General features: G+C 42.9%; 24 protein-coding genes and 2 pseudogenes. 1 reads left to right on the forward strand and 25 read right to left on the reverse strand.

What is annotated here, in order from left to right:
• Positions 1-3: 3 nt before the first annotated feature.
• From HOP38_RS26080 to HOP38_RS08520, 12 genes and pseudogenes are all read right to left on the reverse strand, one after another.
• Positions 4-492, reverse strand: coding sequence for an HAD family hydrolase (locus HOP38_RS26080; RefSeq protein WP_373682907.1), 489 nt, complete (start codon positions 490-492; stop codon positions 4-6).
• Positions 478-1,044: pseudogene (locus HOP38_RS26085) on the reverse strand (GNAT family N-acetyltransferase); the annotation flags it as partial. The pseudogene HOP38_RS26085 and the gene HOP38_RS26080, both read right to left, overlap by 15 nt.
• Positions 1,045-1,056: 12 nt before the next feature.
• On the reverse strand, positions 1,057-1,425 hold the full coding sequence (locus tag HOP38_RS08475) for a GFA family protein (protein WP_198557854.1): 369 nt from the start codon (positions 1,423-1,425) through the stop codon (positions 1,057-1,059).
• 38 nt (positions 1,426-1,463) lie between these two features.
• Positions 1,464-2,066 (reverse strand): LysE/ArgO family amino acid transporter, encoded by a 603-nt coding sequence (locus HOP38_RS08480; RefSeq protein WP_198557855.1) that lies wholly within the window; start codon positions 2,064-2,066, stop codon positions 1,464-1,466.
• Between the two features lie 65 nt (positions 2,067-2,131).
• Positions 2,132-2,323 (reverse strand): CPXCG motif-containing cysteine-rich protein, encoded by a 192-nt coding sequence (locus tag HOP38_RS08485; RefSeq protein ID WP_006074186.1) that lies wholly within the window; start codon positions 2,321-2,323, stop codon positions 2,132-2,134.
• 121 nt (positions 2,324-2,444) lie between these two features.
• Positions 2,445-2,858, reverse strand: a complete 414-nt coding sequence (locus HOP38_RS08490) for a GNAT family N-acetyltransferase (protein WP_373682908.1) — start codon at positions 2,856-2,858, stop codon at positions 2,445-2,447.
• A gap of 21 nt (positions 2,859-2,879) precedes the next feature.
• Positions 2,880-3,149, reverse strand: coding sequence for a hypothetical protein (locus HOP38_RS08495; RefSeq protein ID WP_242456517.1), 270 nt, complete (start codon positions 3,147-3,149; stop codon positions 2,880-2,882).
• A 112-nt stretch (positions 3,150-3,261) separates the two neighbouring features.
• Complete coding sequence (locus HOP38_RS08500; protein ID WP_006074192.1) at positions 3,262-3,723, reverse strand: GNAT family N-acetyltransferase; 462 nt, start codon at positions 3,721-3,723, stop codon at positions 3,262-3,264.
• Positions 3,724-3,742: 19 nt separating this feature from the next.
• Complete coding sequence (arfB, locus tag HOP38_RS08505; RefSeq protein ID WP_096443297.1) at positions 3,743-4,156, reverse strand: alternative ribosome rescue aminoacyl-tRNA hydrolase ArfB; 414 nt, start codon at positions 4,154-4,156, stop codon at positions 3,743-3,745.
• Positions 4,157-4,163: 7 nt separating this feature from the next.
• A complete protein-coding gene (locus tag HOP38_RS08510; RefSeq protein WP_006074197.1) occupies positions 4,164-4,460 on the reverse strand; it encodes a Dabb family protein in 297 nt (98 codons plus the stop codon).
• A 74-nt stretch (positions 4,461-4,534) separates the two neighbouring features.
• Positions 4,535-4,735: a hypothetical protein gene (locus HOP38_RS08515; protein ID WP_063606343.1), complete on the reverse strand. Its 201-nt coding sequence runs from the start codon at positions 4,733-4,735 to the stop codon at positions 4,535-4,537.
• A gap of 112 nt (positions 4,736-4,847) precedes the next feature.
• Positions 4,848-6,539, reverse strand: a complete 1,692-nt coding sequence (locus HOP38_RS08520; RefSeq protein ID WP_198557857.1) for a mechanosensitive ion channel domain-containing protein — start codon at positions 6,537-6,539, stop codon at positions 4,848-4,850.
• Positions 6,540-6,867: 328 nt separating this feature from the next.
• Between HOP38_RS08520 and HOP38_RS08525 the strand changes: the two genes are divergently transcribed.
• Entirely contained in the window at positions 6,868-7,425 is a 558-nt protein-coding gene (locus tag HOP38_RS08525; protein WP_062459678.1) for a lipid-binding SYLF domain-containing protein, read from the forward strand.
• A gap of 6 nt (positions 7,426-7,431) precedes the next feature.
• On the opposite strand, the gene HOP38_RS08530 is transcribed toward HOP38_RS08525, so the two are convergent.
• From HOP38_RS08530 to nrfC, 13 genes and pseudogenes are all read right to left on the reverse strand, one after another.
• Complete coding sequence (locus HOP38_RS08530; protein ID WP_062459675.1) at positions 7,432-8,178, reverse strand: phosphotransferase enzyme family protein; 747 nt, start codon at positions 8,176-8,178, stop codon at positions 7,432-7,434.
• A gap of 24 nt (positions 8,179-8,202) precedes the next feature.
• A complete protein-coding gene (locus HOP38_RS08535) occupies positions 8,203-8,619 on the reverse strand; it encodes a GNAT family N-acetyltransferase (RefSeq protein WP_038230407.1) in 417 nt (138 codons plus the stop codon).
• Between the two features lie 71 nt (positions 8,620-8,690).
• Positions 8,691-9,110, reverse strand: a complete 420-nt coding sequence (locus tag HOP38_RS08540) for a DUF1801 domain-containing protein (protein ID WP_198557858.1) — start codon at positions 9,108-9,110, stop codon at positions 8,691-8,693.
• Positions 9,111-9,156: 46 nt separating this feature from the next.
• The gene (locus HOP38_RS08545) at positions 9,157-11,058 is read right to left on the reverse strand and encodes an alpha/beta fold hydrolase (protein WP_006074209.1); all 1,902 of its coding nucleotides are present in this window, start codon (positions 11,056-11,058) and stop codon (positions 9,157-9,159) included.
• A gap of 127 nt (positions 11,059-11,185) precedes the next feature.
• Positions 11,186-11,674 (reverse strand): GNAT family N-acetyltransferase, encoded by a 489-nt coding sequence (locus HOP38_RS08550; RefSeq protein ID WP_198557859.1) that lies wholly within the window; start codon positions 11,672-11,674, stop codon positions 11,186-11,188.
• Position 11,675: 1 nt separating this feature from the next.
• Positions 11,676-12,203 (reverse strand): GNAT family N-acetyltransferase, encoded by a 528-nt coding sequence (locus HOP38_RS08555; protein WP_006074213.1) that lies wholly within the window; start codon positions 12,201-12,203, stop codon positions 11,676-11,678.
• 6 nt (positions 12,204-12,209) lie between these two features.
• Positions 12,210-12,677: pseudogene (locus HOP38_RS08560) on the reverse strand (ASCH domain-containing protein).
• Complete coding sequence (locus HOP38_RS08565) at positions 12,667-13,155, reverse strand: GNAT family N-acetyltransferase (protein WP_198557860.1); 489 nt, start codon at positions 13,153-13,155, stop codon at positions 12,667-12,669. The pseudogene HOP38_RS08560 and the gene HOP38_RS08565 overlap by 11 nt, the downstream one beginning before the upstream one ends.
• Positions 13,148-13,567: a GNAT family N-acetyltransferase gene (locus tag HOP38_RS08570; protein ID WP_006074218.1), complete on the reverse strand. Its 420-nt coding sequence runs from the start codon at positions 13,565-13,567 to the stop codon at positions 13,148-13,150. Before HOP38_RS08570 ends, HOP38_RS08565 begins: the two co-directional genes overlap by 8 nt.
• A 71-nt stretch (positions 13,568-13,638) precedes the next feature.
• The gene (locus HOP38_RS08575; RefSeq protein ID WP_006074220.1) at positions 13,639-14,055 is read right to left on the reverse strand and encodes a cytochrome c-type biogenesis protein; all 417 of its coding nucleotides are present in this window, start codon (positions 14,053-14,055) and stop codon (positions 13,639-13,641) included.
• Positions 14,045-16,015 carry a heme lyase CcmF/NrfE family subunit gene (locus HOP38_RS08580; RefSeq protein ID WP_198557861.1) on the reverse strand — a complete coding sequence of 657 codons (1,971 nt, stop codon included), beginning with the start codon at positions 16,013-16,015 and terminating at the stop codon, positions 14,045-14,047. Before HOP38_RS08580 ends, HOP38_RS08575 begins: the two co-directional genes overlap by 11 nt.
• Before the next feature lie 119 nt (positions 16,016-16,134).
• The gene (gene nrfD, locus HOP38_RS08585) at positions 16,135-17,091 is read right to left on the reverse strand and encodes a cytochrome c nitrite reductase subunit NrfD (RefSeq protein ID WP_006074224.1); all 957 of its coding nucleotides are present in this window, start codon (positions 17,089-17,091) and stop codon (positions 16,135-16,137) included.
• Position 17,092: 1 nt separating this feature from the next.
• Positions 17,093-17,779: a cytochrome c nitrite reductase Fe-S protein gene (gene nrfC, locus HOP38_RS08590; protein ID WP_006074225.1), complete on the reverse strand. Its 687-nt coding sequence runs from the start codon at positions 17,777-17,779 to the stop codon at positions 17,093-17,095.
• Between the last annotated feature and the right edge of the window lies 1 nt (position 17,780).

Consider the following 17,780-nt stretch of genomic DNA (forward strand, 5'->3'; position numbering starts at 1 on the left):
GGTTTACTCGACCTTCACCTCTTTATCTAATATCTCAAGCAACGAGGCGAAGCCAACATCATACGGGTCGGACACACCACTCGAATTAAGCCAGTTGGTGACTAAGCCAACGGATTTAGCGGGTGCTATGTCCTTGTCCCTTTGATCGCCGGTCATCGTCAACTTGTTTGCCGGGATACCTAACTTGCCTGCGATGAGCCGATAGAATTCTGGGTGATTTTTAGAAACACCAAGATTGTTAAAACAGAAGTAGCCTGTGATGTATTGAGCTAAACCACCACGTTCAAATGCCTGTTTTATATCGATTTCATTAGAATCTTGTGCATTGGTCGCAACATAAATAGGATACTGCTTAGAAAGCGCTGACAACAACTCTACGGCACCAGAAACTACTTCAACATTTGACCAATCACACATTTTTCCAGTTTGTGTAGGGTCATCGACCATTAGAGTGTCACCCCAGTCAAACAAGTACACTCGGTCTCGACTCAACCAACGCTTGTAGAGCTCTTGCCACTCTTCACGCAAGACACCGTACTTTATCGAATCAAAGTACTCACCTAGGTAATAGCGAACTTTACGTAGCCTTGCCTCTTGCGTCATTCCAAGCTTCTCGGCACATCGCATCATTCCAGGGTTTCCAGACCAAGTAGTAAAGCCTACTCGCTCGATCTCCAATGTTGCAAAAAGATGCTCCACCCATGGAATCAGCGCTTTCAACCCGATGCCCCTACCCCAAAGTGATGAGTCGTAAATGGCCACACCAGCTTCAAGCCAACGCGTGTTTTTATCTTCCCAATAGTAGCTAACACTGCCTATTGCTCGCCCCAAATAATCTATAACCAAGCCTGTGTTACCATCTAGGAACTTTTGGAACTGTTGCTGCTTAAATTCAGATAATCTTGGCCGAACATAACCGAAGTAAGGGCCGTTGTATTTCGTCCACTCTTCGTCAGCCGTCATAAGTTGATAAAGCGGTTCTAGATCTTCGGCTGACGCCTTGCGTAAGGTAATATCCTGAAACCTTAGTTTGGTATTATTCATCGAAATCCTTATCTAATCATTAAGATACTTCCAACTATCTGCACCATCAAAATAGCGAATGTGTATGGTACTTATCTTTTCTGGGGTCACCATTTTGAAATTGATAGCAACTTTCTGGGTTGGCGATTTATCCGTTGAAGTGTAATGCGTCACGCATCCGCATTCTGGACAGTGGTGAAAGTCGATAAAACCATCACCCCATTGATACGCCGTTGTAGGTTGACGTAATACTGAAACTGTCACCGAATCAGGCTCATAATAGCCCCATAATGTCCCATAACGACTACATACAGAGCAGTTGCAACTTGTTAAATTCGCCGGCCAGTTGGCAAAACTGAGAGTTATATTTCCGCAATGACATTGCGCGTTATGGTGAGACATTATTTCTTCCCTGTTTAAATTGACGATATCTAGCTAGGTTACAAAACCAAGCTAAGGGCGATGGATAACATAATAGCACCAACAACGAGCTCCAATACTTTCCATGATATTGGTTTATGAAAGATAGGCGTTAGCAGTCGAGCACCATACCCCAAGGAGAAAAAGAACACGAAGGAAGCCATCACGGCACCGAGCCCGAAAGAGAACTGATTCGGAGCATATTGGGTAGAAATAGAGCCTAGCAAAACAACGGTATCTAGATAAACATGTGGGTTTAGCCAAGTTAGCGCTAAACTAATCAGAATGGTTTTTAGCAAACTTGCACTTGAATCCCCTTCAGGGTCGAGTTGATGTTTGCTGTTGAAAGCAGAACGCAAGCTTTGGATCCCGTATACAGTAAGAAAAGCAGCCCCCGCATAACGAGCTACTATTTCGATTTGCGGAAACCGCTCAATAATGACACCGAAGCCGCCGACACCCGCAGAAATGAGAATGGCATCAGAAACTGCACATACAGAACACACGGCAAATACATAGTGTTTCTTTAGCCCTTGTTTTAGAACAAACGCATTTTGAGCACCAATTGCAAGTATCAACGACAGACCCAAGGAAAAGCCTGTCAAAAAAGTCGTTACATCCAAGTAAACCTCACAATCCTTTATCGAGGAGAGGTTATCTTGTAACGCGTAATTAATTGAATTTCAACCTATGTTTCGTTCTCGTGTCTTACTGTTACAAACACATCATCACTGTCTAATGTGACCTCAAACAAGATTGGTCGACAACAGACATAACAGTCTTCAATATACTCTTGCTCATCAACGGAACAGTCGATTGATGTTTCAAAAGCCTCTCCACAATACGGGCAGTTTACTCGCCACTCTTTTAATGCTTCCATCGATTACACCCATGGTAGGTTTTATCAAAGTGTAGAATCGCCAAAAGAGATACTCAAATATGGCAGTCAGAGATATTTGTCGTCTAAGGTGTTCAATACTAACGCAGTGCTGCTACTCATATCATAGCGTTGATAAAACTAACGACGCCTTTTTGTATGCCACACCTTTTTTGTAAAAGATATCTCCTTCAATAACCATTCCAAATCTCTTATAGAAATCCAGCGCAGACTCCCTCGCATCGCACCAAAACACCTCAATATTTTGTCTTTCAAGCATGTTCAAGACAAACTCGATGACCTGTGAGCCAATACCCTGACCTTGGTAATCAGGAAGCGTTGCAAATTTACGTAACCTACCTTGATTACCATCGATAAATATCGAAGCAACACAAACCAACTTATCATCCACAAATGCACCGATATGTATCGCTCGGTTATCTCCTTCTACCAGCGAGCTCTCTATTGGTAAATCGGGCCACAGAACTTGCTGACGAATAGGTAGGACCTGTTCGAGTTCAACTAAAGATATTTTCACCACGTTATTATTACCCACTTTTTAATTTAACCAAGCGAGAGTTGCGGAAATTAGCAGAGGGAAAACGCCTGCAACAAATAAAGAAAAACCAAAAGAGTAGTTTTGTCGATAGTGCTTATGTTTTTCAGCTTCAAGATTATGGTCTCTAACCATTGCTGTCATCTTTTGTGACACAACATCGACGTCATAGGTTCGGCTTATTCTTCCTCCATCCCAAGCTAAACCAGCCACGCCCCATAACACGATAGCGACGTAAAATGAGAAATCAGAAAGTTCGGATGTTTTCAACATAGGGAAAATGTAGCCAGCTATGCAGACCACAATCCCTGAACTTATATTCGCTATGAAAACGAAGCGAAATAGAGAGCCCATATTCAAAAGGCTTCTTTCAATCCGATCATGTTCATCTTGTCAGCGATTTCGTCATAAACACGCTATTAGGGTCAAGCGAGTAGCTAGCAAATGGTTCACACTCTACAAAGCCATCTCTTTGATATAGGTTTCTTGCTGGTTCGAAAAATGCTTCGGTTCCTGTCTCTAAACTCAGTCGCGTCAAGCCGTTTTCTGAGGCCTTACTGGTTAGATGAGCAAGCAGTTTTCTTGCTACTCCCTTGCCACGAGCACTCTCTGTCGTGCGCATCGATTTTATTTCACCATGTCCCGACTCAATGGTTTTTAAGGCTATACATCCTGCCAAATCATCTTCAAACCATGCAGTCCAGAACGTAATCTCTGGCTGACGAAGAGCATCAATATCAAGAGCATGAACACTTTCTGGAGGAGAAGTCGCGTACATGTCATCCAAATGAGCTTGTAAAAGGGCTTTTATTTCTGGACCCGTCAAATCATCCTTAATTATTTTCACTTTCTCTCCTTAACTAGATTTACAATATTGGCTTTCCACGTAGGGACTTCTTCTGCCCTTGCTTCTTCTTATTATCCACGCGTCTTATTTGCGATGAACGAGTTGGCTTTGTTGCACGACGTTTCTTTTGCACGACCATCACTGACCGAATCAAATCAGCTAGCCTCGCAAGTGCGTCTTCCCGGTTTTTCTCTTGAGTACGATGTGATTGCGCTTTAATCACAATGACACCTTCCTTAGAGATTCTAGAGTCGTTGCTTGCAAGCAAACGTTCTTTATATATCGCGGGTAGTGTCGAGCGTCTAATATCAAAACGTAGATGGATAGCAGTGGAAACCTTGTTAACATTCTGACCACCGCTCCCCATCGAACGAATTGCATTTAGCTCGATTTCCCAATCTGCCAACGTTACCGTATTAGAAATCTGTAACATGCTGAATTTAAACTGAGTAATCGAATACGATAATGTCGTCTAAAATCGGTCTGAACACCGATTTTAGAGCATCATGTTCGGGGTGAGGCAGATAGTTCTGTCGACCATTTTCATCCTTGAATGTCATCATTACGCTGTGCGTATAGGATTTATTTTTACCTTCTGGGCTATCGTTCACACCCCACTCTACCGCTTCCACTCCTGCTATTTTTTTGGGCATAGCCTCAAACAAAGCCATAAGTTCGTTAATGCTTTGCTCTGTTGCTTTTTCGTTGAATCGAATCAACAAGATATGTCTAATCATTACTAAAGTTCTACTTAGCGAATCAATCACTCGATACTACAGAAATTCAACCACAGTGACTAGACAAGGACATTTTAGTAGTGCCCCATTCCGCCATGAAAGCCGCTAAAAATGCCACCAAATATCATACCAAAGAGGCTAAATATCAACCCAAGGATGATCATAGCTGGTATTGATGCGATGGCGAACTTGACCATAAATATCACCATAGATAGAAATGGCATTTTGATGTCTACGACTGTCACTTCGCTATTCTTTGTATTTTCTTCCGTCATAATCGTACCTCTGAGCTTTTATATTCAACTTATTTAATAACTAATATTACAGATAATAAAAAGGCTCTAATTTATGAAATTAGAGCCCTATCAATGAATAATTGTGTTGATACTAAGCGTTAGACTCAGACTTCAATTTATCCACCATATGTAAATGCACGTCTTGTTGAGGGAAAGGTATAGAAATGCCCTCTTTATCAAAGCGTAATTTAACCTCTTTAGTCACATCCCAATACACATCCCAGTAATCATCTGTTTTTACCCATGGTCGAACGATGAAGTCTACTGATGAGGTATTCAGTGTATGAACTCGAATGTTAGGCTCTGGTGATTTAAGAACCGCAGGGTGAGCCTCGATAATCTCATGTAAAACAGATTCAGCTTTGAGCAAGTCATCTCCATAACCAATACCAAACACCATATCTACTCGACGAGTACGCTCGTGAGTAACGTTTTTGATAACGTCTCCCCAGATCTTACTGTTAGGAACAATGATAATTTGGTTATCAAAGGTGCGAATCGTGGTATTGACCAAACTCATATGACTTACCTTACCATCTACACCACCAGCAAAAACAAAATCACCAACATCAAATGGGCGGTAGATAAGAAGCATCATACCCGCTGCGAAGTTAGATAATGTATCTTGTAGCGCAAAACCAATAATCACACCTGCGATACCGAAACCCGTCAAGATAGGCGCTAAGTTAAGCCCTATCTGTGACAGCCCAACCATGATACCGATAATCCAGACAATATTTCCCGACATAGACACAAAGAAGTTTTGCATCAAGTGAGAGAGCTTCAAATTCTTGTTGTGAACTGCTTTTGTCACAATCTTGCGTACCAGTTTTACAACGGCGCGTGTAACAAAAAGAATAAGAATGAAAATAAACACTTGGAATAGTTGCTGTGGTGCGTTATCGCCTAGCCAATCAACGGCGGCACTCCACCAATAACTCAACAGCGAAATCAACACTTTTGAATCTAAAATGTCTTGAGTGATATTCCCAGTTACAGAGAATACTTGTCTTTTATATTCAGACGTTTCTAAACCAACGTCATCACCTAGAACGATCAAATTACGAAGACTTTCTGTTTCAATACCAATACGCTGCTTAAGCACTAACTGACTAGTTTGAAGTGCAGCTTTGTCTCCTTCTGGCGCCGATGCCAACTGAGAATTGATCGCCTCCACCTGTTGGTTGAAATATTCGATCGACGCTGACGTTAACCTCAGGTTTTTCGCGACTAGTACTTCAAACTGCGCTTCACCACTCTCATCCTGAACTCCAAGTTTGTTCAGCCACATCAGGTTTTGCCATGCCGCATTAAAGGTGGCGTTCAAATAGTCTTGAACTTCACTATAAGTATTTAAAATGGACAGTTTATTCTCAGCTTTGGCGTTATTGAACTGCTCTCCAACCGTTTTTAACTTATCTTCTAGATAAGTTTTCGCGCCTTCTGTATATTTTTGCTGGAACCGTACCTGTTCAATGAGCATATCTTTTGGTAAATCATTAGATTCAACCGCGCTACCGATGACATCTCTTAGCTCATTGTTTTTATTGAAGAGGCGGAATTGAATAGCGTCTTTTTGATCTCCACTAGAAGCTTTGAGTGATTCCGAAAGATCTCTTATCTCCGCGTTAATTTTGTCTAAGGCTACTTGAGCCTTTGGAGGTGGTACCCTAGTAGGGGTATCATCTTGAGCTAAGGCAACGTCACTCATCATCGACATTACGAATACAACAAATACTGCAATAGCATTAGTCTTTAAAAATTGAGGGAAACAAACACTCATTCACAACTCCCTGAAGGTGTTAAGTTTAGATTAATTGCTTTAATGATAGGCCATAAAACCATTTGTACATGCATCTCTAGATAGAGATTGATGACATGATCACCCTTGCCATAGTCTTCGGTGTCATCTGTATGAAAACTATCGACTATGCTTAGGTAGATTCTGACAACACGCCTATGTGATTCGAGACCAATGCGCTTTATCCTTCTCATATTATAAAATGCCATGATTTTACCTGACGGCCATTGTTATCACCTAGTGTTCTACCCTATTATGCGTGCCACAGATTAGTTCGATTCAATTCATCACATTTAGATGAGGATGTAACATGAAGTTTCGCCGATTATTATTCCTAGCTATTATTCTCATCGCCAGTGGATGTTCGTCATTGAGTGAACAGCAAAAATTAGCCGAGCGGAATGAACTCGACACTATGGCGCAAACCACTATATCGGAGTTACTAAAAAAAGAACCACACTTGCAAGCTCAAATGAATGAAGCATTAGCGTACGGTGTTGCAAACATGAAAGTGACCAAAGTCCCTGTTGTGGGTGTCGGAGGCGGCGAAGGTGTTATGGTAATAAAAGGCGCCGAGCCACATATCTACTTTACGGTTAAACGACTCGATTTCGGTGCTGGCTGGGGTGCACGTTCATACAAAGTATTGATTCTTCTAAACACACAAGAGCTGGTCGATGATTGGAAAGACGGTGAATGGAAATTTGAAATTGGAGCGGAAGCCTCTGCAGGCAGCGCCGCAGCACAAGGTTCTTCTGGTGATATGAACCCCGAGTTCACTCTGCATGTGTTGTCTGACGGCGGAGCGTCAGCAACTGTCACAGCCAGAGTTATTCGCGCTAAAGTTAACCAGTCACTTACTGACTAGACAAGCCTATCGAATGCCTCGAGTAATCTCATCATAGTTGCGTAGCAGATAATCAATATCGTTGAGGTAGCTGCGCCTATGACCTTCCTCTATACATTGCTGCATACCTTGATCCCCCTCATTGGCCTTGTCTTCCATAAAGCTGGCGAGATACCTTAAACGAGACACCATCGTTTCAACCAATTTAAAGCGGCTTACTGTATCTATTTCATACGCATCCAGATATGCTTTTGCCCGACGTACTTGTTGAACGATATCACCGAGTTTATCTACCGAGTTGGTTTTGAAAGGTGCCCAGCAATAGACAGAATACGATAAATCCCACAACCTTGAGCCTGGATGAACGGTATCAAAATCAAATACCCCGACGACATTATTCGCCTCTAATGCCACGTTGTAGGGTGCAAAGTCCCCATGACACATAACTTCAGATTCGGTGTCTGAGCTCAGCATCCAATCTAAACGTGCGACATCATACTGCTCAATAAATCCAACACTCGCGTCATGAAGCCGCCTTTGCAGTCTCGCCGCTGTTTCCAGTGCCTGTAGACTGGCTATTTCCTCAAGTAACGGATAGTTAAATGTTTTGCCTTTTACCAATGAAAGTGTCTCATTATCGTTATCCAGAGCGAGTACTTTAGGAACGTAATGGATGCCTTGCTGCTCTAAAAACTTAAGGAAAATATGTACAGAACGAGACCATGGACTTGCAGGCCTGATAACCGTGTCGGTCTTTACTACAATGGGGCTCATTGGTTTCACTCATTAAGGTTAAAATTAAATATCGACGTTTGCAGAGGCATTGAATGAATACATTTTGACTTCTTTTCGCACTTCCCACCCCATAGAACGATAAAACTCTTGTGCAGCCTCGTTGTCAGCTTTAACAAATAAGTGCGTTTTCTCGATACCAATTTGAGCAAAAGAGTCCGTCACTTTCTCCACCAATGTTTTACCTATTCGTTTTCCACGATGCTGGGATGCAACCGCCAAATGCTGCAGGTAGCCACGCCTCCCATCTGTTCCTGCTAAAACAGCACCCACTACTTCTCCATGTAGGATGGCCACAAAACTCATATTCGGATTTTTATCTAGATAAGCAATGATGTTGTCGCGGTTATCCGCCTCTCGAATCACCATATGATCAGTTTGCCGCCACAAAGTCATCACGTTATCGTAGTCAGCGATTTGCATCTCGCGGAAAGTTACGCTCACTTGAGTTACTCCTTTTTACTCAGGTCATTCTTTTTGTCTAGAGCCTGCTTTCAGGTACAAAGATATTTAGACTCCATTTCTGCTACTGCTTTTACAAGCAGTAACTCTAAAGCTTTCAGGTCGATTTTTGATAGGTTATTTATGTAAAGACATGACTTTGCCGTTCTGAACTGGCCAAGTTTCTCCAGTTCGGATTGGAGATTGTCAAAGCCTTGCATGATATAAAGGGTCAGGTTCTGTTTCCGTGGCGAAAAGCCCGTCATCATCCAAGAATACGTTCCTCGAGTGTTAGTGTAACCGTATTCGCCAAAGCCGATAATGCTTTCTCTCCACATAACAGGTTGCCGCCCAGTCACTTTGGTAAACATTGTGAGCAAAGTCTCAGCATCTCTCCTTCTTTGCTCATTCTTAACTGATTCAATAAAAGCACTGGGGTCTTCTGTTGTAGGACGAGTTTTTAGCGTGGTCATCGTTATTCCTTATCAGATGGTCCCGCGCGTTCTCACATTGCGCGAACTACATGAATTTATGCTTGTGGTCATAAAAATTCATAATGTGTTTCAATGCCCAATCTCGATAGCGGTCCGCTTCAATGAGCACATCGTGTCTTGCGTGAGGTATGGTCAATAGTCGAGAGCTCGTACACTTTTCATTAAACGAATCTTGTGCCGATAGGGAAACGACATTGTCACCTTCTGGTTGAATAATTAAGATTGGCGTTTTGATGTTTTTCGCTTGGGAAATACATGTTTTACCCGCAGCCATCGCTTCCGTAATCCACTTGGGGCTCACTCCACCAAGTCTTAGTTTGGGGTGATTATTCAATAGGTCACTGTATGCTTTAAAACGCGTTGGACTACTTGTATGATCATTTCCTTCAAACGTTTTGGTTACAAACGCAGTTTGCTTGGGTGCAAAGTGCGGCGTTTTCTGCAGCTGACTGATCATCTTAATCGTTGCGGTTTGTATGCCACCTACCACCTTAGGTAGCTTGATTCCAAACATTGGACTCGTCAACGCACACGCTTTAATCGTGTCAGGGTATTTTGCAATAAATTGCGTCGCAATCGCTCCGCCCATTGAGTGCGCCAACATCATCACTTCATCGCTGTCTTTGTTGCGAACCACATTCTCGACAAACTGCGCTAAATCATCTACATAATGGACAAACTGATCAATATGACCCAACTCGCTATTTTCAACCAATCGTTCTGACTCGCCTTGCCCTCGGTGATCAAAAGAGTAAACACTAAAATGCTGGCTGAGTTCATACATTAACTCTTTATATTTCCAACACGACTCATTGCGGCCTTGTACTAAAACCAACGCTCGATTCAGGTTTTGTGGGTTGACATTGACCCAAGCAATATCGCAATCCATCGCGCCTTTAAAATGACCGCGAGTTCGATTCTCCCAAACCTCATCGATTTTTTGGTGATAAGCATCATCATTGGCAAATTCTGATGTCACGATTTTATGCCGTTTGTATGGTGTATAGGGAATATCGAGTTTTCTGCCAACACTTTCCACAAATAAGCGCCCTAAACGCACACCATGCATATAATCCGCATCAAGTTGTTTTTTAGTACTGCCAATAACTGAAGACTTAAGATTTATTGCCGGCGAGATTTCGTAAATGTTAACGTCATCAGGTGGTGATGCGAGAAAACGCTGTGTTTTACGATAGCTTTCCTCATGCTTGATAAGAATTGCTGATAGTTCACTCATCGTTTTAGTTGGCGCTCGTTTTAAAATCGCTTCCAACAGCGGATGATGGTCGTCAAAATCGATAGGCATAGTACGAACGACCACAATATGTTTGTAGCCTCGACGATAAGCCTCCTCTACCGGGATTGGAGCTGAAACACCACCATCCAGCCACCGTGCATCATCAAACACAACGGGGTTTTTATGCAATGCGGGAATAGCACATGACGCCCTTAGCACATTTTTCCAGTTATCAACCGTGACATCAAAGCACTCTGAGGTCAGCTTTTGAGCATGAGTGGCGACCGCTATAACCTGTTTAGTCTTCAACAGGTCCGAGCCCTTATCCCAATTCAGTGGAATATTGACTTCTGCACTATCGACCAAAAAGTCTAAATCCAACCCCTCGCCGCTTAAGAGGTATTTAGTGAGCTTGAAAAACTCGGGATGGCGAGTTGCTTCTGCTATGACTTTATAGGCATGACCTTGGTGTCCACAGATATAGGAAGCGAGATTCAACGAACCAGCGGACGTACCAATAAGCAAATCAAATGGATTGAAGTCGGCACGTAAAAAAGCGTCAAGAACACCTGCGGTAAAGATTCCTCGTTGCCCTCCACCTTCGGTCACCAAGGCTATTTTATCTACATGTTGTTGGCGCAACATAAAGTTGTCGTGATGTTTGCTGCTTATGATGTATCGCTTGCCCATGATGATTCCAAAATCTATTAAACGCTAAAATCACTCAGTTCAGAATGTGTTGCCTAAAAAAAGTGTGAACTAAGGATAATATGGGGACAGTACCAAAATAAATTCAAGAAAATTTATAGGGCGTTAATCAATCTAAAACCTTTTGCCAATAGCCCACATCCAACCACTGCTCAAACTTAAATCCGATTTGCTTAAAGTGACCGACCTGTTGCATTCCCATCTTGTCATGAAACTTTACGCTGGCGTCATTTGGTAAGGTGATAACGCTCATAATATTCTTAACACCACGTATCTGTAAGTCGTTAAACAGTGCATCGTATAATCTGGAACCTACACCTTTTATTGGTGTTTCATGGTCAACATACACAGAGGACTCAACTGTAAATCGGTAAGCACTGCGTGCATTCCATCTTTTTGCATAACAATAGCCAACCACTTGTCCTTGATGTTCATACACCAACCAAGGTAGAGCGGAATCAACAACAACGCGAATACGCTCAGCCATGTCTGCATCGGTTACAGGGTGTTCCTCAAACGTACATGTCGAATGAGCAATATAGTGATTGTAGATCCTAGCAATAGCTATACTGTCTGTCTCTTGGACATTTCTTATCACTTTACTCTCCTCTCTTCGTCACATTGCGCTGATAAATAATATCGTCGTAAGTTTTTCCTCCGATAACATACGCCTCTTTCTCTATCGCTTTAATGTGGAATCCACATTTCTCTAGCACTCGTTCGGAGCCATGATTACCTTGAGTTACGACAGCATTAAACTTTGAGACGTCGAGTTGCGATATTCCCCAATCTAGAACGCATTTTAGCGACTCTGTAGCAATACCCATCCCTTGATATTCGGTGAGCATGAGGTAACCGACTTCTGCAACACGATTTGATACCTTGAACCCTGTAACACCGACTTTAGCTTGATTACTTTTTAACACAATTGTCATGCATAACCACTGATCGCTACCTGGCTGCCAAACCGGTAGTCGCTCTTCGAATCGTTGTTTAATTTCGTCCATTGAAGGGGCATCAAAACACAAACGGATAATCTCTGGATCTTGGTGTAATAGTCGGAAAAGCTTGAAGTCACTACGACCAATTTGTCTCAGTTGCAATCGAGGTGTCTCTAGAGTAAGCATGGTTAATTACCTCGGAAACACTTTTTCAAAACGCTCAAGCACCAAGTCATCATACTCACTAAACGTGATGTTCAGTTCATTCGCGTACCATTCAAAGAAACGTAGATGCGCTTGCTTCCACCATTGATAGGTCCTGTCACCTTCACCTTCTGCGTAAGCAAACGCTTCAGATACCTGATTAAACGGACAAACCTCAACCGATGTCAATTTGATGATACATATAGGATTTTGGTCCCAGTCCAAAACAACAGACAACCGCCCAACTTGAGGCAATGGTTCTTGCTCAATCTCATACCCCGCTTTTAGGCTACATGAAGCGGTTTTAATACCTTCATTAATTAGCTTCGCACATTTGTTGGCATTATATTAATCGCCACAAAAATGCTCGGCAATCACATCTTTTATGCTTGCTCGCTCTGAGGTAGTTAACTGTTCTAAGTACTGGTTTAGAAATGTTTGCTGTTTAGGCGTCACTGCTTAACTCCTTTACCATGACGATGACTTCAACACCCTTATTATTGAGTTGATGCCGTTTCTCCCACCCTAGTTTGGCGTAGAGCCCACCTGTCAGGTTCTCTGTTTGAAGGTAGAGTGTCTCGATACCGAACTGTTTGGCTTCTGCTATCATTTGCTTCACTAACTGCGAGGCTACCCCTGACGCTCGACGCGATGGATGCACATAAACGCCACCCAACCAAAACTCGTAATTCTCGAAACTTGGAATTTCATTTAGTCTCAAGTGTGCGGTCGCAACCAATTCACCATCTTGCACACCGACGACACTAACGGGGATACCGCCATTCTCGAGTAAATCATCAAGCTTGGTCGTATAGCTTTCAAGTGAATTGTTAGGATCTCTTTTCCCCCACTGATGATAATACCAATCAACAATGGTAGCCTTAAACTCAGGGTGTTCAGAGATAGTGTCGAACGTGACAGCAGATTTAGTCATATATCGCAGGATTCCATTTTTGCATTAAGATTTGCGGGTTACTAACCTCTTGATAACCAAACTGCCGATACAATCCATGAGCGTCGCTTGTCGCGAGCATGATACGTCTTAACCCTTGCAGCTCTGGGTGTTCGTCAATGGCTTTAATGAGTTGCTTACCCAACCCCTCTCCTTTTGCTTTTTCAACTACAAATACATCACTTAAATAAGCAAACGTCGCTCTATCAGTTATCATTCGAGCGAAGCCAACTTGCTCGTTAGAGGCGGTATACACACCAAAACAAAGAGAATGTTCGATGGATTTTTCGACCACGTCGAGAGGAATGCCTTTAGCCCAATAGCTGTTAGCTAACTCTCTATGGATGAGAGGAATATCTAATAAACGTTTGTCCGAGGAAATGAAATATGACATGTACAACCGTCCCTACTTGTACCAATAGGGTTAAAGGAATATACAATTACCGTTGAAAGATCAACTAGATATTATTGAGACTTTCGTTTTACATTAACAAAGATAACCACGACAAGCCCCAGTGCAAACATGATAGGCGCTCCCCATAGCAACGCATTATGACGACTCATGGATGGTCGATAAAGAACATGTTCACCGTAACGAGCAACCATAAAGTCCTTCACTTCTTGGTTTGTTTTCCCTTGTTTGATTAATTCGAACACTTTTAGACGAATGTCTTTCGCGACCGGAGAATTTGACTCAATTAAGTTCTGATTTTGACACATTGGGCAACGTAGTGTTTTAGCCAGTTCTATCGCTTGTTTTTGCTGCTTAGGTGAATCAAATTCAAACAGTTCCACGAATTGGCTCTCCGAACTATGAACAACTGGCGCTAGGATTGAACATAATAAGAGGAAGCCAGTGATTACGATATTCCTAAACAACATTAGCGTCTCCTACACTATTTTCACATTGCACACGCTTAATAGAGAATAACTGAGACAAGAGCATCCAAACTCCAGATAAACAAACCAAGAACGCCCCAAACCATATCCATCGCACAAAAGCTTTAAACTGGATGCGAACCGCGTAGTGCTCAGCATCCACTTTATCACCCAATGATATGTATACATCGCCATCCCATTTTGGCGTCATAGAAGGCTCTGTCATGTTCATCACGCGTACGGGATAGTGCCTCTTCTCAGGATAAGCACGTTGTATTTTTGAAGGATTCGATAGTGGAGTAATTTCAATCTCAGCTTGTTCTGAACTGAACGAGCGAGCAACATAGAGGTGGGTATCAAGATAGCGCACGTTAAAATCACCAAACTCTACACTAGAACCCGGTCCTAGCTTTCTTGTCATTTCATACGAATACTCAGCATTCATCGCAGAGCCAAATGCGGCCACCGCAATTCCAACATGTGCCAATATTACTGCATACAGGCCACGATTCATCTTATGACTGTGCAATAGCCGCAGATGAGACAGCATCACCCACACACTGCCCCAGACCGTCATAAATGCCCAAAACGACCACTCTGCACCAACATGTGCGTTATGTTGTGAGTAATACAATACGACGGCAAATGCGGCGATTAAACTGGCAACAAACAAGACCGCCATGAGTGGGGTAAGCACTCGTTTCTCATCAGATTTCCACCGACAAAACGGTACAAAACCCATGACAAATAAAGCAAAAATTGAGAGTGGACCAAACAACAAATTGAAATATGGCGCACCCACAGAAATATTGCCTAAGCCCAAAAGCTCATACACCATAGGATAAAACGTACCAAATACCACAACCATAGTCGCCAACGTAAAAAGGTTTGCAGCAATAAGTATCAGAAAAGGTTTGGTTCGAATGTCAGTGATAGCCTTAGAATGAAGGCTATCCGAACGTAATATCAAAGAAACAAAAGCCAGAACAAAGATGATGGTTAAGATCGCCAACAAACTGAAACCTTTGGTTGGGTCGACCGCAAATGCATGAACAGAAGTCAATACGCCTGAGCGAACAATAAAGGTGCCTAGGATACTCAAGCAGAACGTAATGAATGCAAGAGAATAGGTCCAGAACACCAACTGACGGTGTTTAGCAAGCATCATAGTGTGTATTAGCGCGCAACTGGTTAACCAAGGTAGCAATGAGGCATTCTCCACAGGATCCCAGAACCACCAGCCTCCCCAACCGAGTTCGTAATACGCCCACCAAGAGCCGACAGCGATACCCGCAGTCAAAAATAGCCACGCAACCACGGCGCACACTCTTGCGCTTACCACCCATTGGGTTGAACTGGCCGAAGTTCCCAAAGACGAAGTAAACAGTGAACCCAAGGCTAGCGCTAATACCGATGCAAACCCGACATAGCCGACGTACAACAATGGCGGGTGAATGATAAGACCAATGTCTTGAAGCATGGGGTTTAAGTCTCTGCCTTGAGTTGGTATTACGGCATTTAATTCAAATGGATTAGACGCAAGCAATGTAAACCAAGCAAATATGGCGACGATAAGCTGCATTAACCACATAGCATGTCGCCTGACAGAGTCTTGAACGAAAGAAAGAGCCGCACCCCAAAGTGACAGCGTCACCACCCAGAATAGCATCGATCCCTGATGGCCACCCCAGGTAGCAGCAATCTTGTAACCAAGATGAAGTTGACTGTTTGAATTGTCTGAAACGTATTTTATTGAGTAATCATCAACAGCGAAGGCGACAGCAAGTACCACGATAGCAGCAACCGCAAATAGCATGCTTAGTAATGTCAGTAACTGCACTACTTTATCTAGGTGCAGTCTGTGTTGCAGCGGCAGTCGATAGGAGACGACTCCGCTCATGCTCGCTAAACTACTCGTGACAGCAACGACTATCAAAGTGAATAATCCAATGTACCCGATCATGTAACCTCTATGTTGTTGCCAAGAGTGAAAACGACTCTGTTACTCTTCTAAAACACACTCGATATAGATTTGTGCAGAGAGTGCTTTAGAAGATCCCCGCTTTCACGGGGATAGTATACTTAGACTACCGTCATTTGGCCTGCATAAAGCACAAACGTACGTAGCATCAAAACACCGATTAAGCTAAGGCTTGTGACGACTAGGATAAAGCCGTGGTTATGCTTTGCCTTTTCAGAACTAAAGAAGTTCATTGCCAAAGGTAACAACATACCCATACCGATAACGCCATACCAGAACCAGTTAGACCAGAATCCACCGCCGATAGCATTCCAAGCGGCCGCTTCGTTTTGACCACCACTAAAGATAAGACCGGTAAAGAAGGTAACGATGACAAACAGTTCGAACAAAACGACAGGACGTTCAAAGCTGTGTACCCATTTGACACTTGGGCTATGCGCATCTTCTTTAAACACCAAAATCCCAAACAATAGACTTGCAGCGGCACCCGACGACAGACTTGAGAACAAGAACAAAATCGGAAGCACGGGGTTGTTAAGCATTGGATAGGTTTTCAGTGCCGATAATAAGAAGCCAGTATAAGCCGCTAATACGATAGCTAAGAAACCTAAAAACAACTCCAAACCATTCTCAATTTTCTCGAACTTAATCAGAATGTTCTCTACAAAATCGAACTTGCTTCCCAACACATCCATAATTGGCTTTCTGAAAATCATGCCAATCCACACAAACAAGACAACCATGTAGACTTGGAATAAGATCACCCCCATCGACATCACTGACGTTGGGTTGAAGTAAATCATAATTTTCCAAAACTCGAGTGGCTTGGTTAAGTGGAATACCAAGATCAACAGACCAACAATAATGCCAAATGGCGCCAACCAAGCCATAGCCTTCAGGATGCCATTTTGCGCTGGATCGCCTTCTATGACTTTTCGCTTAAGATAAATCGCTATCAGTGCAGAACCCGCGGACATACCAGCCAAAAATAGATAGATCGCAATAATCCAATCCCACACAAGAGAGTCGAAATGAAAGGCAGTTTCCCAAGTACTCATACTATACCTCCCCCTTATGGAACGGAACTTTGAACAGTTTAGGCTTAGTCCCTAATTGTTCTTTATCACGGTATATCACCTTGATACTCTTCATCTTATTAATATCGCTGTTTGGATCATTCAAATCACCAAACACCAAAGCGTTAGTTGGACAACTTTCCACACACGCCGGTAACTTGCCTTCGGCTAAATTGGTGTCACGACAGAAGTTACATTTATCTGCAGAGCGAGTTTCCGGATTGAAGAAGCGCACTTGGTAAGGACATGCTGCTAAGCAATAACCACAACCTACGCATTTTTCATTGTGTACATCGATGATGCCTGTTTCTTCATCTTTATAAGCTGCACCTGTTGGGCACACATAAACACAAGGAGGGTTTTCACAATGTTGGCAGGAATCACGAGTAAATCGATACTCCACATCTGGAAACTCACCAATAGGCTCTGAGCGGTGAATTTCCAAGCGGGAAACACCTTCCGGTACTTTGTTGACTTCACGACAAGCGTCTGTACAAGCGGTACAACCAATACAGGCATTTTCATCATGCAACATGCCATAGCGCACCGCTTTTTTGGTGTCATCACTCGCTACCGACTGTCGAGAAGTTAACACTGAAGTTGTTGCCACCCCCGTGGTAAAGATGACAGCGCCTGTGCCAGCGAGAAAATTTCGTCTTGAACAACTCATA

This window comes from Vibrio mediterranei (genome assembly GCF_013364395.1).
GTDB lineage: Bacteria > Pseudomonadota > Gammaproteobacteria > Enterobacterales > Vibrionaceae > Vibrio > Vibrio mediterranei.